General features: G+C 34.6%; 17 protein-coding genes and 1 tRNA gene. 13 read left to right on the top strand and 5 right to left on the bottom strand.

Annotated features, from left to right (window positions below):
• The 5 genes from ACP5SL_RS05265 to ACP5SL_RS05285 all read left to right on the top strand — a co-directional run.
• The coding region (locus ACP5SL_RS05265) for an AAA-associated domain-containing protein (protein ID WP_428228289.1) at nt 1-455 on the top strand (455 nt) is incomplete at its 5' end.
• A gap of 14 nt (nt 456-469) precedes the next feature.
• Nucleotides 470-952, top strand: coding sequence for a signal peptidase I (locus ACP5SL_RS05270; protein WP_193804069.1), 483 nt, complete (start codon nt 470-472; stop codon nt 950-952).
• A gap of 83 nt (nt 953-1,035) precedes the next feature.
• Nucleotides 1,036-2,631, top strand: a complete 1,596-nt coding sequence (locus tag ACP5SL_RS05275) for a CTP synthase (RefSeq protein ID WP_428228290.1) — start codon at nt 1,036-1,038, stop codon at nt 2,629-2,631.
• A gap of 161 nt (nt 2,632-2,792) precedes the next feature.
• Nucleotides 2,793-4,355: an ABC transporter permease subunit gene (locus ACP5SL_RS05280; RefSeq protein ID WP_428228291.1), complete on the top strand. Its 1,563-nt coding sequence runs from the start codon at nt 2,793-2,795 to the stop codon at nt 4,353-4,355.
• Nucleotides 4,356-4,399: 44 nt separating this feature from the next.
• The gene (locus ACP5SL_RS05285; protein WP_193804073.1) at nt 4,400-4,537 is read left to right on the top strand and encodes a hypothetical protein; all 138 of its coding nucleotides are present in this window, start codon (nt 4,400-4,402) and stop codon (nt 4,535-4,537) included.
• Nucleotides 4,538-4,678: 141 nt separating this feature from the next.
• Here the strand turns inward: ACP5SL_RS05285 and ACP5SL_RS05290 are convergent, their stop codons facing one another.
• Nucleotides 4,679-5,386 (bottom strand): hypothetical protein, encoded by a 708-nt coding sequence (locus ACP5SL_RS05290; RefSeq protein ID WP_148683512.1) that lies wholly within the window; start codon nt 5,384-5,386, stop codon nt 4,679-4,681.
• 116 nt (nt 5,387-5,502) lie between these two features.
• On the opposite strand from ACP5SL_RS05290, the gene ACP5SL_RS05295 reads away from it, so the two are divergent.
• Complete coding sequence (locus ACP5SL_RS05295) at nt 5,503-5,745, top strand: hypothetical protein (RefSeq protein WP_428228292.1); 243 nt, start codon at nt 5,503-5,505, stop codon at nt 5,743-5,745.
• Nucleotides 5,746-5,946: 201 nt separating this feature from the next.
• Here the strand turns inward: ACP5SL_RS05295 and ACP5SL_RS05300 are convergent, their stop codons facing one another.
• Nucleotides 5,947-7,203, bottom strand: coding sequence for an MFS transporter (locus ACP5SL_RS05300; RefSeq protein ID WP_148683511.1), 1,257 nt, complete (start codon nt 7,201-7,203; stop codon nt 5,947-5,949).
• 300 nt (nt 7,204-7,503) lie between these two features.
• Between ACP5SL_RS05300 and ACP5SL_RS05305 the strand changes: the two genes are divergently transcribed.
• The 7 genes from ACP5SL_RS05305 (at nt 7,504) to sucD (ending at nt 12,919) form a co-directional block, all read left to right on the top strand.
• Nucleotides 7,504-8,061 carry a hypothetical protein gene (locus ACP5SL_RS05305; protein ID WP_193804077.1) on the top strand — a complete coding sequence of 186 codons (558 nt, stop codon included), beginning with the start codon at nt 7,504-7,506 and terminating at the stop codon, nt 8,059-8,061.
• A 50-nt stretch (nt 8,062-8,111) separates the two neighbouring features.
• Complete coding sequence (locus ACP5SL_RS05310) at nt 8,112-9,176, top strand: signal peptidase I (RefSeq protein WP_428228293.1); 1,065 nt, start codon at nt 8,112-8,114, stop codon at nt 9,174-9,176.
• 5 nt (nt 9,177-9,181) lie between these two features.
• Nucleotides 9,182-9,739 carry a hypothetical protein gene (locus ACP5SL_RS05315; protein WP_193804081.1) on the top strand — a complete coding sequence of 186 codons (558 nt, stop codon included), beginning with the start codon at nt 9,182-9,184 and terminating at the stop codon, nt 9,737-9,739.
• Nucleotides 9,740-9,743: 4 nt separating this feature from the next.
• Entirely contained in the window at nt 9,744-10,535 is a 792-nt protein-coding gene (locus ACP5SL_RS05320) for a radical SAM protein (RefSeq protein WP_014557505.1), read from the top strand.
• Between the two features lie 29 nt (nt 10,536-10,564).
• Nucleotides 10,565-10,649, top strand: a tRNA-Leu gene (locus ACP5SL_RS05325).
• A gap of 247 nt (nt 10,650-10,896) precedes the next feature.
• Nucleotides 10,897-12,042 carry an ADP-forming succinate--CoA ligase subunit beta gene (sucC, locus tag ACP5SL_RS05330; protein WP_193804085.1) on the top strand — a complete coding sequence of 382 codons (1,146 nt, stop codon included), beginning with the start codon at nt 10,897-10,899 and terminating at the stop codon, nt 12,040-12,042.
• Between the two features lie 4 nt (nt 12,043-12,046).
• A complete protein-coding gene (gene sucD / locus ACP5SL_RS05335; RefSeq protein WP_014557503.1) occupies nt 12,047-12,919 on the top strand; it encodes a succinate--CoA ligase subunit alpha in 873 nt (290 codons plus the stop codon).
• Nucleotides 12,920-12,940: 21 nt separating this feature from the next.
• On the opposite strand, the gene fen is transcribed toward sucD, so the two are convergent.
• The 3 genes from fen to ACP5SL_RS05350 form a co-directional block, all read right to left on the bottom strand.
• Entirely contained in the window at nt 12,941-13,984 is a 1,044-nt protein-coding gene (fen, locus tag ACP5SL_RS05340) for a flap endonuclease-1 (protein ID WP_193804087.1), read from the bottom strand.
• 5 nt (nt 13,985-13,989) lie between these two features.
• Entirely contained in the window at nt 13,990-14,235 is a 246-nt protein-coding gene (locus ACP5SL_RS05345; RefSeq protein ID WP_014557501.1) for a hypothetical protein, read from the bottom strand.
• The coding region (locus tag ACP5SL_RS05350) for an AAA family ATPase (protein WP_428228294.1) at nt 14,236-14,868 on the bottom strand (633 nt) is incomplete at its 5' end.

The raw sequence follows: 14,868 nt of genomic DNA on the forward strand, positions 1-14,868 counted from the left end.
GTGTAGATCATGTTCTAGGGCTTGTAGAATCTCTTTATAGCGTCGGGGGCATGGCAGACGTATCATACATTAATGATGTGACAGATGTAGACATAGATGTTCTACCCCATGCAATAGATATTTCTGAAAGACTAGGTCTTATTTCTTATAACAATGGAGATTTATTATTAACAGACTTTGGCAAAAAAATAGCAATGGCTCATCATTTAGAAGTTAGAGATTTATTGAAAGAAAAAATCTCAACGCTTCAGCCGATAAAAGATATAATAAAAAAATCAAGAGATAGCAACAATATATTAACAGAAGATGAAGTTTATCAGATCCTGTCTAGATACTATGGAGAGGAGGAGATCGGTAAAGCTTTAAAGTGCATAAGCATGTGGCTTTTCTTTTTTGAGATCGCTTATTGGGACTACGAAGAAGGAGTTTTGATCGTTAGAAATAAAATTCAGTAAAAAGGCGCTCACTTATGAGCTATTCGAATAGAAAAGGCTTTTTAAGCAAGTATAAAAGTGATATGATCTTTATAATAGTACTTATAATATTGGTAATTTCTATTAGACCTGCTTTATCAGAAGCAACTGGCCTCTCTAATCCAGTAGCAGTTGTTAAAGGAACTAGCATGCTACCATTGCTTAAGGAAGGAGATATCGTTTTTCTCATACATAAGTCACCTGATCAAATAAAAGTCGGGGATATAGTAGTTTATGAAAGGTTAGGTGGTGGATACATTATACATAGAGTTGTCGCTATTGAAAATATAAGCGGAGTAGTTTACTATACAACTAAGGGAGACAATAATCCAGTCGATGACAGCGCTCTTGGGCAATTTCCCAGTGGTCTTGGAATAACATATGATAGAATTATAGGTGTAGTTTGGTCTCCCGACAATCGCACTTTTGTCATTCCATATTTAGGATATGTGACAATATTTATCGAAAGTATAGTTTAACAGAAAATTTTTAATTGTTTTCAGAGAAAATTTTCATTTTATTAAGTTTTTGTTAAACTACTTTAAGCTCGCGGTGTTGGTCCTTGAACAAGTATGTTTTTGTTACAGGTGGAGTAATGTCCGGTATAGGAAAGGGTATTACGACTGCAAGTTTAGCTATGTTGCTAAAAAAAATGGGATACACTGTAACGATTGTAAAAATTGATCCTTATTTAAATATAGACGCTGGAACAATGAATCCATATATGCATGGCGAAGTTTTTGTTACTGATGATGGTGGAGAAACAGATTTAGACCTAGGCCACTACGAGCGATTTTTAGGCATAAATCTAAGTAAAGAAAATAACATAACAACTGGAAAAATATACGGTTCTGTAATTGAGAAAGAAAGAAAGGGGGTTTTTCTCGGTCAAACTGTGCAGATAATACCTCATATAACAAATGAAATAAAAGATCAACTAAAAGATATTAGTAAAAAATATTCAAGTGATGTTACATTTGTAGAAATAGGAGGAACAGTGGGCGATATCGAAAGTCTTCCCTTCTTAGAAGCAGCTAGGCAGATGTCTATTGACCTTGGAAAGGAAAATGTAGTTTATATCCATATTGCGTATATTCCCTTGCTTCCAAACACTGGTGAATTAAAAACGAAACCGCTTCAACATAGCGTTAATGAACTAAGGAGAATAGGTATCCAGCCAGATATGATATTTGGAAGAAGCACGGTTCCCATAAATGAAGAAATTAAATCGAAAATTTCTCTATTTACAAACGTTCCAATGAATGGCGTTATTAGTACCCATGATGTTGATATTATATATGAAGTACCAATAATGTTGAAAAAAGAAGGTGCAGATAAGTATATTGTTCAAAAGCTAGGATTGAACTATAGAGAATACTCATTAGATGATTGGGAAGATTTCTTAGAGAGGCTGAAAAATCCATCAAAAAACGTGAAAATTGCAATGATAGGAAAGTATACGAAACTCCATGACAGTTATTTGAGCATAAAAGAAGCAATAATTCATGCTAGTGCATTTTACAGAATAAAACCTGAGCTTATCTGGATAGAATCAACGGATATCGAAGAAGACAAAATAAATTTAGAAGAAGAATTGAATGGAATTAATGGAGGAATTATATTGCCAGGTTTTGGGAAGAGAGGGGTAGAGGGAAAAATTAGGGCTATAAAAATGTTAAGAGAAAACAATATCCCACTTTTGGGAATTTGTTTCGGAATGCAGCTTTCTGTTGTCGAATTTGCAAGAAATGTTGTTGGATTAGAAGGGGCTCACAGTACAGAAATAAATCCGCAAACTCCTTATCCGGTTGTTTCTTTATTGGAAGAACAAATGAACGTAAAATATTTAGGAGGAACTATGCGGTTGGGAAGCTATGCAATAAAGCTAGTGAAAAACACCAAAGTATATGATATGTATAAGCAGGAAATAGTATATGAAAGGCATAGGCATAGATATGAAATAAATCCAAAGTATATTGACAAATTAATTGAAAACGGTTTAACAATCTCGGGCTACAGCTTAGAAGGAAACAGAGTAGAGTTTATCGAATATAACAGCAATAGGTTCTTCGTTGGAACTCAGTCCCATCCCGAATATAAAAGTAGACCGCTCACGCCTTCGCCAGTTTATTTATCATTCATAAAATCTCTTTTTTAACTTTCTTAAATAATCAAGCGACAGTTAACAAGAATAATTTAATTATAAATAAAAATGACTAAAATTTATAAGCTTTATACTTTTTAATTAAATTTCAACTGTTACACTTGATAAGTTCGCGTTTTAATGCGGAGGGCTTGAATAAAAAATGCGGTGATATTGTGAACATTATCATAGCGTTAGCACTAAGCATGCTTAGAATGTTTTTAGCATTGTTTCTTTCAATATTAGTTGCATATTTAGCTGGAATACCGATGGGAAGAAATGAAAAAGTGGAAAAGATCTTATATCCTATTATCGATGTGCTACAGTCCGTTCCTATTTTAGGCTTCTTTCCTCTCATAATATTGCTATTTGTAAACAATTTGCCAGGGTGGTTAGGTCCTGAATTAGCTTCAATTTTTTTAATATTTACAAGCCAATCTTGGAATCTTATAATTGGAGTGTATTCTGCTGTAAAGGTAATTCCTCAAGAAATAATAGATATGGCTAATATTTATAAACTCTCAACTGTTGCAAAGATTTTTAAAATTTATATTCCTTATTCCAAACAAGCTCTAGCAAGAAACATTTTAATATCTTGGGCAGGAGGTTTGTTCTTTCTTACAGCATCGGAAGTTATCACTTTAGGATCAACAAACTATGAATTAACAGGAATAGGAACTTATATTCAAATGGCAGCAGATTCGAACAATTTCTCTTTAGTATTTATTGGAACTTTTATTTTGATGATAACGTCTGTTTTGATATATGTCTTGTTTTTGAATCCATTTTTTAACTCCGCTGCAGGTGAAGGAAAAGAATCTTTTAAAGGTCTATCCGTAGACATTTTGTACGAAAAACTTACTTCCTTTTTCTCACCTCTTGTAAGCAAAATCGTTGATGGCTTGATCATTATTAATGGAAAAATAAATAGCAAAATAAGCTTGCACACTCAATCTAGGAATTATAAATTTATAGCGTCATTTTTACTTTTAGCTTTTCTATCTGTTATTATATTATTTAACATATACAGCATTATAGAAATCCCTAAAGCAATCGAAAATTATATTGCAGAAACTTTTCAGGCTAGCCTTATATTAAATGGCATTGAAGGACTTTTAATAAGTACAGCAAGAGTAGTACTCGTTATGATGTTGGGTTTGATTTTTTTAATTCTTATATCTTATTATTTATATGAAAAGCCTACTATTTATAGATCCATATTTACATTGGCTGGAGAAGTTTTGGCTTCAATGCCTTCAATATTATGGTGGCCGATTTTCCTCTTACTTATTGAAAGAGGATTCTCCCCTCTACTAGTATCCTTTTTCATAATTTTTCAAGGTTCCATATGGTATATCTTCTTCAATGTATTCCTTACAGGAATAGGACCAATTGAGAAAAATCTTATGGAAATGTCTAGAATTTACAAGATAAGAGGAATATACAAGCTTTTTTATATATACATCCCTATGATATCTCCATATTTAGTAGCAGGCCTATCTGCTGGTTGGGGAGGCGCGTGGAATGCGGATATTGTTGCAGAATATGCTAGCATTGGAACAAACCTTATAACTTTCTTTGGCATTGGTTACCTTATTTCCCTTTCGACATACAGCGGAAATATGTTGGCTTTATCTACATATGTGTTTTTATTGGTAATGTTTATTATTATAGTAAATAGAACTGTTTGGGCATTTATGTACAGCTATATTAAGAAGAAATACCACGTAATAGATTAGACCTTTAACTTTTTTGGGCGAAAGTCTCCTTCAATGAGGCGGGGATGGAGTGGACAACATTTAACACTGGAGGCCCTGAAAAAATATGTGAAGAGCCAAAGGGAGAGAATAACGTGATCCAATTGGCATTCAAGTACAAGATTTATCCAACGAGAGAAGATGTAAAAAAGATGAGTGTATAGTAAGTTTCCTGGAAGAAACAGGAAACCTCCACCGCAAGGGGGGAGATGCCTCTTCAGTAAGGGCGGGGTAGTTCACTTAGTATGAAAAACATGAAATTATATTTATATTGATCAAAAATTTCGCTTTATTTTAAAAGAAAATCAAAAAACTAATATTATTTTTAAAAAAATCATCATATATGTGAGCAATAATCCTAAAAAGATGAAAAATCCGAGAGGTATGCCATACATTGCTATAATCCAATCGGTTTTTATGCCCTTTTCTTCAAAAGAAAAAGGCTCTTTTTCCACATTTGCGTATATCCTTTTTTTGCTTTTAGTTGCAACAACAAAGTAAAATTTCTTTTTCTTAAATTCCTCCTTGTTCAAAGTCTCACAAAAGAGAAAATAGTATATTTTTACTAAAAGCCCCAAACCGTTTGTGATATCTCTGAAATATTTCACTCTTTTAAGATTAATTATAATGTTTTTAAAAATTAAAAGCAACGAGAGCAAAAGGGAAGTTATAATAATAAATATTCCTGCAGGCATTACATAATGTCTAATTAATAAGACATATGGGTTTAGAAAAAAAACATATGATGTTATAAACGCATCGGCAGAGCCTATAAACCCAGACCTTGACATGAAAAAAGCAAAAATGAATAGAAAAGCCCCTATTATTATATTGACAATTTCAATAATCTCATTTTGGAAATAGGAGTAAATGCTTAAGATTAGTATTATCGGGATGAAACAGTAAAAGGCTTTGTCGTCTATTTCTCTATATTTCAAATCAACAATTCCAACGTAACCGAAAAATAATGCATTTAAAGCAAAAAGTATGAAAAGGTAAAATCCGCTTAGCAAGCTTGATTTCCTCCTATATGACAATTTTAAAATATTTTCATTTATAAAAATCATAAAATTTTTTCTGAAATCTTCCTCATAAAGTATAAGAAGTTCTTTTTATATCGATTTATATTATGAGTGCCCAGAAAACCCAGAGCTTCAGTTCTAGCATGAATGGGCAAAGCTTAGATGTTAGTGAAATAGAGAATTCAATGGATGTTACTGTACAAAAGGATGTTCAAGTGACAGCTGTAGGAATTAATATAGCCCACAGGTCAATGAGCTCTGTGGGACGGCTGAGCTGTGAGCCTTGCAAACCAGCAAATGAGGGGATAGGCGCAAAGCCTACCCTAAACGCTGGAAGCTCCCGACTTTAGTCGTGGAGCAGTTCACATGTCTCTGTCCTATTCAATGATATATCTATTGTTTGTATGCTACGAAAATGCTTTGAGCTATAAGATAACTTTTATACGAAAATTTAACTAGAAAAATTCATTGCTAACAAAGCTCATCACTAAGCTTTGAAAGATTTAAATCGTTTAAAATTATTTAAACTACATCCTGTCGTAAGTGAAGAATTAGGTCGGTATGATTTTGGAAGCTTTAAAGAATATTGCCAATGATACCAAAGCCATCAAACTTGCTAGGATAGATGTTCCAGTTATAAAATAATATTTAGAAACTATTCCTCCCACAAAAGAGCCAACTATAGTTCCTATTGTAGTTGTTGCATTCATCTTGCTCAGGGCTAATCCTTTTGATTCGGGATCTGCGTTCTTCATTATAAGAACTGGTAGAGCTACTGAAATACCGGACCAGCTTATTCCAATTCCTATGTAAAAAATTACAAATATCAAGTTTATCGGTACCTTCAAATATGTAAGCAAAGGAAAGAGAAAGAGAATAGGTCTTACCATAACGGCTATGATAAGCAATTTCCATGTTCCAGATTCAGTCTCAGTTCTCTTCCTCATAAAGTCATATAGGAGTAAAGTCGTAAAGTTATTAATTAAGTACAGAGTATAAATGTCGCTATCCGTATAGCCGAATATTTTCAAATATGAGGGCATCGGAGTGAAAAATATCTGAATGGCTGTATATAAAACTGTCGCTCCAAGGAGCACAGTAGGCATTTCCCTAAGTTTTTTAAAATAAAACATTTTTTTGAAGTCGTTGTAAAGAGCTTTAAATGATAACTCCCTTTCATATTTAACGATTTCATGCGGGATGGCTCTAATCCTTCCTGCAACCTGAGGCATTAATGAAAGGATAAGAGCTCTTCTCTCTCCTTTGGTTTTGAACTTTTCTGGAAAATATTTTACTAGAGGCAAAACAGCTAACGTAAAAGCAGTATTAATAAACATCAAATCTTTTGATGAAAATAGTGCACCCCCAAAAGCTGCAAATATATATCCAAATATTATACCTAAGCTACTTATCACATTCGTTCTAGTTATTCCTATATTATCTTTCATCAAGTAGTTTATTATCATCCCAGCCATGAGAGGAGAGATAAATGCGATTGACATCCCAAAAACTCCATTGAACAGTATTATAAAGATAGCTGAAGGGGAAAAAGCCATAAATAGTATACTTGATGCCATCAAAATAAGGGAGAAAATTGCGAACTGGTCCTGCTTCAGCTTACCAGATATTCTGGAGTAATAATAGCTTCCCAATGCATACAATGTATTATATGAAAAAGACGTCAAAGACTGCATAAAAGTAGATTGAGTAAGTTCATAGACTCTCAAGCTTGAAGCTAAAGATACAATAGAGTTGACAAAGCTGTATGTAAAAATAATTGAACTGAGTGCAAGGAAACGTTTATCCAAGCCATATTCACTTCCTTTTTAAATAACAGCAAAATGCAGATCGCCAGCAGTATTTTTCAATTATTGTTTTTAAAAGGTTTATTAAATGAAAAGAGCTTTTAAGGTTTTTTCAAGCTTTTCTCGCTTTAAAGTAGGTACGGTTCTCCATCATAGCTATAAAACTAAGAATAATAAAATTTTATGTAAATTTTTTATTTGATAAATTGTCTCTTTTTTAGGAGTTATTCTTAAAATATCTTGTTAGCAAAAAAGAACTCATAAAATTTTACTATAAATGAAATCTATTAATGAGGGAAGAGTATGAAAACATATAAACTATTAATTCCAGTAATACTTGGAGTAGCATTAGCAGTTGTTTATGCCAGCGTCTTCGTTTACAATCCAGTAACTTTATCACTGAGCCCAGTATCCAACCCAATACAATTGCTAGCAGGAACCAATGCCGGTAGTCATGATCTCGTAAGTGGAAATACAATAACTGTAACGCCAGGAAGTAATCAATCTAGCTTGGGCATTACCATTCATCCAACATATCAATATACAGATTATGAAAATATAGCAATTATTAAAAACACTGACAGTCAAAGTTATAATGTATGGATAAGTGTTAATAATCCTATAAGCGGACTGCCATCCGGTTCCCACGTCTATTTAATTGTCAACGGAACAATCAAAGGCGACCTTTTAACTTTATCTAGCAGTTCGCCGCTCAACCTTGGAACTCTAAGTGGAGGAAATGAATACGTCATCGGTCTGCATGTATATATTCCTGAAGGGAGCACTCTGCCGAGTTCAGCAAGTGGTTCGCTGTATATAATATACAGTCCAAGCCCAGAAACTCCAAACTCAACTCCATAACCATAATTTAATTTTTTAAATTTTTTATATTTTTAAAGGTGCTATATGGTGTGAAGCATCTTAAAGAAGTTATTATTGGTTCTATTTCTTTAATTCTGGTTCTCCTTCTTATGGGGAAGATTATAGGACTTCCTGTCGCATTATTTGTAGTAAGCGGAAATAGCATGTATCCGACTTTGAAAACGGGAGATATTGTCGTAGGTATTACCGATAAAAATTATAAAAACGGAGAAGTTGTAGTTTGGTGCGTATCTAAAACTCAGTGTGTGATTCATAGGATTGTAGGCACGTACAATGAGTATGTAATCACGAAGGGCGATAACAATCCTTATATAGACCCTCCCATCCTCTATTCGAACGTAAAATATAAGGAGCTTTTCGTAATACCTAATTATATATGGATTTTAATATTCCTTCTAGTTGCTCTCTACATATTTTTTAATAGAAAAAGCTTCCTCCCTAGCGGATTTTCAATTTCTGTTTTGGTTTTCGGTATATATGTCCTGATATCGGTAATTCTCCTTATTACAACGCCTGTTGAGATAGAGACATCTTCTATCTTACCTTACCAGCCTGGAGTAAACCTTACAGGCTATAATTTTAATTCGGATGGAAGCGTATCTTTAAACTACAGCGCGGAGAACATCTCATTTCAGAATATAAAGAGTTGCTACATTCTCTCTCCTGTAAGTGAGAACCTCACACAATGTTTTATAGATAATCAGACAATCGTGATTGAAGTTCCATATGTTATTTATCAGCGTGCATATTATAATGGCTCAAACATATTAGAAGTCGGAATAAGTGCAGAATTGGATAAAGGAAACTTATCTGGGATATACTATTTAAACGTGCCTTTTCAGAAGCTTGAATTCAGCATTGATAACTTTACCCTTTTTATAAGAAACGGCAACTTCTTCCCAGTAGATGTAAATGTAACTTTAGATTATGCGGATTTTCCTGGAAGGCAATTCGATTCAAAGTCATTTGAATTGCGAGTACCTCAAAATTCAGAGCTCGCATATCCTCTTGAGAAACATGCATATGAATATGTGGATGTACAGTACATATATGATGGAAATCAAATATTTTTAAAATATTATGTTTCAGGTTAAGAAAAATGGATAGAGAAAAGCTTACTCTTTTTATAGCTGGATTCATATATTTCGTTTTCAACCTACTTATATTCATATTCCCTTTAGTTTTAATCAAAGGGAACCCTTTTTCGGGAACTATTTCCTTGGTTTATTATTCAATAAAATATTTTGAAAAAACTCAATTAAATTTGGAAATGCTGAACGAAGTCAATATCATTTCAATAATCCTACTCGCTTTGATCCTTCCTACTTTCATCGTTAGTTTGGCTCTGCTTTTAGATAAGGGAAAAAGGTTGAGTTTCCTTTCTTGGTTGACATATGGAATTTATGTCTCTCAGTTTGTCGTAATTTCTATGATGCTCACATTGAAGAGAAGGGTTGAGCTGATACTCCCATATATCTCTGGAACATTTTCGAGTTCATCGTCCGCAGGAAACTTATATTACGGCTGTTCAGCAATATACTACACGCTTAACGGATACATCTTTTTTAAGAACATTTACATATATATAGATATAGGGATTATAGTCGCAGTGCTGTTTGCTTCTGTTAAAATAATCCTAAAAAATGAAAAAAAGTGAAATCATGATAAATTCTTTTATTGACAACACGGGTTATAATCCAATAGAGCTTGGAAAAACTATTGAAAAGATAATCTTAAAAGAAGATCACGGCATTTGGCTAAGGAAGTATTATAGATTTAGAGGTGGGAAATGGTATGGAGGGATCGCTACAGCTGACTGCATAGGGTGTAATTTAAGATGTAAGTTCTGCTGGGCCTGGAGACAAAGAGATTATCCAGAGAGGTTTGGAAATTTCTATTCTCCCGAGCAAGTAGCTTCTAAACTAATAAGAATTGCAAACGAAAAAAGCTACAAAAATATAAGAATAAGTGGAGGAGAGCCAACTTTAGGCTTCGAACATTTAATTCAAGTGCTTGAAAATTTAAAAAACTATGACATGACATTCATTTTGGAGACAAATGGAATTTACTTCGGCTATTATAATGAGCTTTCTCCGGAGTTATCGAATTTTGAAAACGTTCACGTGAGGGTTTCAATAAAAGGATGCACTCCAGAAGACTTTCATTCAATTACAGGTGCAAAAAAGGAATTTTTTCAAGTGCAAATAAATGCATTAAAAAACCTAATAGATTCTAATGTCAGAGCGCATCCTGCTGTTATGGAGAGCTTCAGTGAAGAAGAGAGTTGCAAAGATTTACGTGAAAAGCTCGGTGACATTGATTCTTCACTATATGAAAATTACGAGGAAGAATTCGTCTTTCTATATCCTCATGTCGTTGAAATCCTCAGAAAAAATAAGATATGGCCAAGAAAAGCATTTTATCCAAATAATATACCTGAAAAATATATATAATATTAAAAAAAGATTTTTACCTAGTAAATGCGGGGGTGCCCGAGCATGGCCAAAGGGGTCGGATTCAGACTCCGATGGAGAAGTCCTGCGTGGGTTCAAATCCCACCCCCCGCACTTCCCTTTAGCTATTGAGTTAACTACATGAGCAGCGATCTTCTTTGAGAGTTGAGTAACGTTTCGCTTTAAAAAATTTTTCGTAATTTTTTAACCACACATAGAAGTTTCCTAAAAATGCACTTACCATTTTCCTACATATTAAGATTTTATTCAATACAAAAATAGTTGTTTAATGCCACAACGATAAATTTTAAGAGTTTAAATTAACTAAATATCTAAAAAATTAAAAAGGATAGTGATAAAAGTGAAGCTTTTTGAATATGAAGCAAAGGAAATTTACAAATTGCACGGTATTAAGGTTCCTAAGGGGGTCGTCATTGCAAAAAGTGATGATATAGAAAAGAAGATTGAAGAGAGCAAACTGAAATTCCCATTAGTTGTAAAAAGCCAAGTTTTGGTTGCAGGAAGAGGAAAGTCAGGAGGAGTAAAATTTGCTAAAGATATTAGCGAAGCTGTTACAGTTTCGAACAATCTGTTTAATTTAGAAATTAAAGGACTAAAACCGAATTTCCTGCTTATTGAAGAAGCAGTAGAACATGATAATGAGTATTTCGCTTCTATAACTATCGATAGAGCCGAAAGATGCCCAGTTATATTAGTAAGCAAAAGCGGCGGTATGGAAATTGAAGAAGTCTCTAAAAAAAGCCCGGAAAGCATTATAAAATATCATGTTGATCCGATCCTTGGTATGAGAGATTTCGAAGCAAGAAATATAGGATATAAGCTAGGTCTGAGTGGAAAAGAGCTAGCTAGCTTCACATCATTTCTGAAGAGCCTATATAACATTTTTGAAATGTATGATGGAGATTTAGTCGAGAGCAATCCATTCACTATTGTAAACGGAGAAGTTATAGCTTTAGATTCGAGAATTATAATAGACGATAATTCTGTCTATAAGCATAAGGAACTTGTTGCGAACAAAGAAATGAGCGGTGAAGAAACTGAATGGGAGATCAGAGCTAAACAAAGAGGCTTTGCATTTGTCGAGTTAGATGGGAATATTGGGATTATAGGAAACGGTGCAGGACTAACAATGGCAACTATGGATTTGATTTATGAGTTCGGTGGGAGTCCTGCGAATTTTCTTGATATAGGCGGTGGAGCTAATTCAGAAAGAGTGAAGGAGGCTGTTTCTCTCTTGCTTGAATACCCTAAAGCTAAAAGTATATTTATCAATATATTTGGAGGAATAACCAGGTGCGATGAAGTAGCTAGAGGAATAGAAGGAGCATTGAAGTCTGTTGGTAAAATTAAGCCGATTTTCGTCAGGCTTTCAGGCACAAATGAAGAGGAAGGGAAAAGGATACTTAAAGAGTTGGGAATAAGTTCATATAATGATCCAATTGAAGCTGCGAGAAGCACTGTCAATTCTGTAAAGGGAGGTGAATAACAAAATGGCAATATTAGTCAACAAAGATACAAAAGTATTGGTCCAAGGGATTACCGGGAAAGAGGGATCCTTCCATACTAAGTTAATGCTTGAATACGGTACAAAAATTGTTGCAGGAGTTTCACCTGGCAAAGAAGGTCAAGAGGTTTACGGTGTAAAGGTATATAACAGCGTAGAGAATGCTATGTCTGAGAATCCGCATATTGACGCATCTATAATTTTTGTACCAGCCGCTTTTACTGCAGATGCTGTGTATGAAGCAATTAAAAATAAAATAAAAAACATTATCGTTATAACTGAAGGGATTCCCGTGCATGAGACGATGAAATTTGTCAATTATGCGAATGAGAAAGGCATAAGAATTATAGGTCCCAACTGTCCTGGAATTATAGTTCCAAACGAGACGAAAATTGGCATAATGCCAGGAAGCGTATTTACAAGGGGCCCCGTAGGCATAATGTCAAGAAGCGGTACTTTGACTTATGAGATAAGTTACGCTCTATCAAGAGAGGGAATTGGGCAATCGACTGTTATAGGCGTTGGAGGAGATCCGATAATCGGTCTAAACTTCATAGAAGTTATGAAATTATTTAATGATGATAAAGAAACGAAGGCGGTAGTTATGGTGGGGGAAATAGGAGGCGACATTGAAGAAAGAGTAGCAATGCGATTTAAGAAAGGAGAATTTGACAAGCCGATAGTTGCTTACATAGCAGGCAAAACAGCACCTCCGGGCAAAAGAATGGGGCATGCGGGAGCTATAATTACTATGGGAGAAGGCACTTATGAGGGAAAAATCAAAGCTTTAGAAAATGCAGGAATACCTGTAGCAAAAAACCCATTTGAAATTCCAAAACTGATTAGCAAACTAATTTGATTCTAAAATTCAAAATGTTTTTTATTTGAACCAAAAGTCGAGACCTTTAGTTTGAGATTTTACATTTTCTTTAAAAGACTTTTGAAGTCTTTCAATAGCGTTTTCAACTCTAGCTTCATTAAAGTCATGCTCCTCCACTAATATTTCTTTAATTTTTTCAACAGAAGGTTCTTTCCACTGTATTGTATAATTATCGGTAACTTCGGGGTTCATAAAATAGTTGAAGATTTCATAGTAATCTACCTGAGTTTGAGGAAGGCTCTTGAGAATTTCCTCCGTTTTCTCATAGCTTTTTACAATTTTCAAAGCTGTTTTGATTCCAACCCCCTTAATACCGTCAGGATTGTAATCCGTACCTAGCATAATTCCTATGATTATAAGCTTCTCTCTGTTGATGCCGAGCTTTTCATAAATTACGTTTGATTCTATAACTTCCGGTTTGATATCAATATAGACATCTTTTTTAGGTAGCTTTCTCTTTCCAGAGACTGTAAGGTTCCTAACCACTCTTGGCGACCCAAACAATATACTGTCATAATCCTGACTTCCAGAGCTCCAGACATCTCCTTTTTTTGCCATATATGCAGCCTGAGCCTCCCCCTCTGCTGGAGCTTGTACAGTTGGAAGGCCCATGGCATCAAGTAGCTTAATAGCCTCTTTCACCATCTCGTCATTAAGCCTCGTAGACATCTGGGCATATTTCCTAGCTTCTTCATATTTCTCTTCAGCAATTGCTACCTGATATTTTTTGGCTGCCTCTTCTTTTACTTTTCTTCTTTTCTCTAGTTCTTTTTCCTTCAAACTAGGAGGTAGACCATCAAATACATATATAGGCTTAATTCCTGCTTCAATAAGATTTATTGTTCTATAAAAAATTCCGCTTAAATGGCTTGTTACTCTTCCTTTATTATCTATAAGGGGTGTCCCGTCAGGTTGCCTTATAGCCGCTAGAAATTGATATAGTGCATTATATGCATCAATTGCAATCGTTCTTCCTTTAAGTGATTCAAGCTCAATCTCTTTTATAGCCTCAGGAGGAATAAGATCCCTTATATTTACTCCCAAGATGCTCAACTCTCTTTGTTCAATTCTATACTTAAGACGTCCTCTTTTATTAAGCTTGTCTTTAAAAGTCCATATAATTCCATTTTCATAATAGTTTTCAAAAATTCAGAATAACTTACTTCTGCAGCATTGTTGACAGCCTCATATAATTCTTTATCAGTAGATATTCCATTTTTGAGCTGGAGAACTCTATAAATTATCTCCTGAAGAGGCAAATTCCTCCAGATGCTTTTTATTTTTACCCCCTCCATTTAAATATAAGGAGTCGTCTCTATTATTTTCTTGCTAATAGCTTGTCTCGCTTGCTCAAACCATTTAATATAGTATTCGATCATCTGCTTAGTAATTGACGGCTTTATTACTTGCAGGGCATCCTCAAAGTGTCTCATCCTAATTTCAGTTGCCGATAAATTCTCTCTTAATGCCCTCAACCCTGCTTCTCTAACCAAAGCCTCTATATCTGCACCCGTATATCCCTCAGTAATTTCTGCAATCCTCTCCAGATCGACGTCGCTTGCTAAAGGCATCTTCTTTGTATGAATCTTTAGAATCTCTAGTCTATCGTCTTTGTCCGGAGGGGGAATGTAGATGAGCTTTTCAAGCCTTCCTGGCCTCAAGAGAGCAGGGTCGATTATATCTGGCCTGTTAGTTGCAGCTATAACTATAACGTTTTCTAAGCTTTCAATTCCATCCATTTCTGTCAGCAATTGGCTTACTACTCTTTCAGTAACATAAGAGTCGCTTGACATTCCCCTTATTGGTACAAGCGAATCAATTTCGTCGAAGAATATAATAACAGGAGAGTATTGTCTTGCTCTCCTGAATATTTCCCTTATAGCTTTCTCACTCTCTCCAACCCACTTGCTCAACACCTCTGGACCTCT

Origin of the sequence: Fervidicoccus sp. (genome assembly GCF_049967375.1) — an archaeon.
GTDB lineage: Archaea > Thermoproteota > Thermoprotei_A > Sulfolobales > Fervidicoccaceae > Fervidicoccus > Fervidicoccus fontis.

Excerpts from the sequence above, each read along its gene's own strand:
- ACP5SL_RS05270 (WP_193804069.1), top strand. The coding sequence starts at position 470 with ATGAGCTATTCGAATAGAAAAGGCTTTTTAAGCAAGTATAAAAGTGAT.
- ACP5SL_RS05285 (WP_193804073.1), top strand. The coding sequence starts at position 4,400 with ATGGAGTGGACAACATTTAACACTGGAGGCCCTGAAAAAATATGTGAA.
- ACP5SL_RS05295 (WP_428228292.1), top strand. The coding sequence starts at position 5,503 with ATGAGTGCCCAGAAAACCCAGAGCTTCAGTTCTAGCATGAATGGGCAA.
- ACP5SL_RS05305 (WP_193804077.1), top strand. The coding sequence starts at position 7,504 with ATGAAAACATATAAACTATTAATTCCAGTAATACTTGGAGTAGCATTA.
- ACP5SL_RS05315 (WP_193804081.1), top strand. The coding sequence starts at position 9,182 with ATGGATAGAGAAAAGCTTACTCTTTTTATAGCTGGATTCATATATTTC.
- ACP5SL_RS05320 (WP_014557505.1), top strand. The coding sequence starts at position 9,744 with ATGATAAATTCTTTTATTGACAACACGGGTTATAATCCAATAGAGCTT.
- sucD (WP_014557503.1), top strand. The coding sequence starts at position 12,047 with ATGGCAATATTAGTCAACAAAGATACAAAAGTATTGGTCCAAGGGATT.
- ACP5SL_RS05345 (WP_014557501.1), bottom strand. The coding sequence starts at position 14,235 with ATGGAGGGGGTAAAAATAAAAAGCATCTGGAGGAATTTGCCTCTTCAG.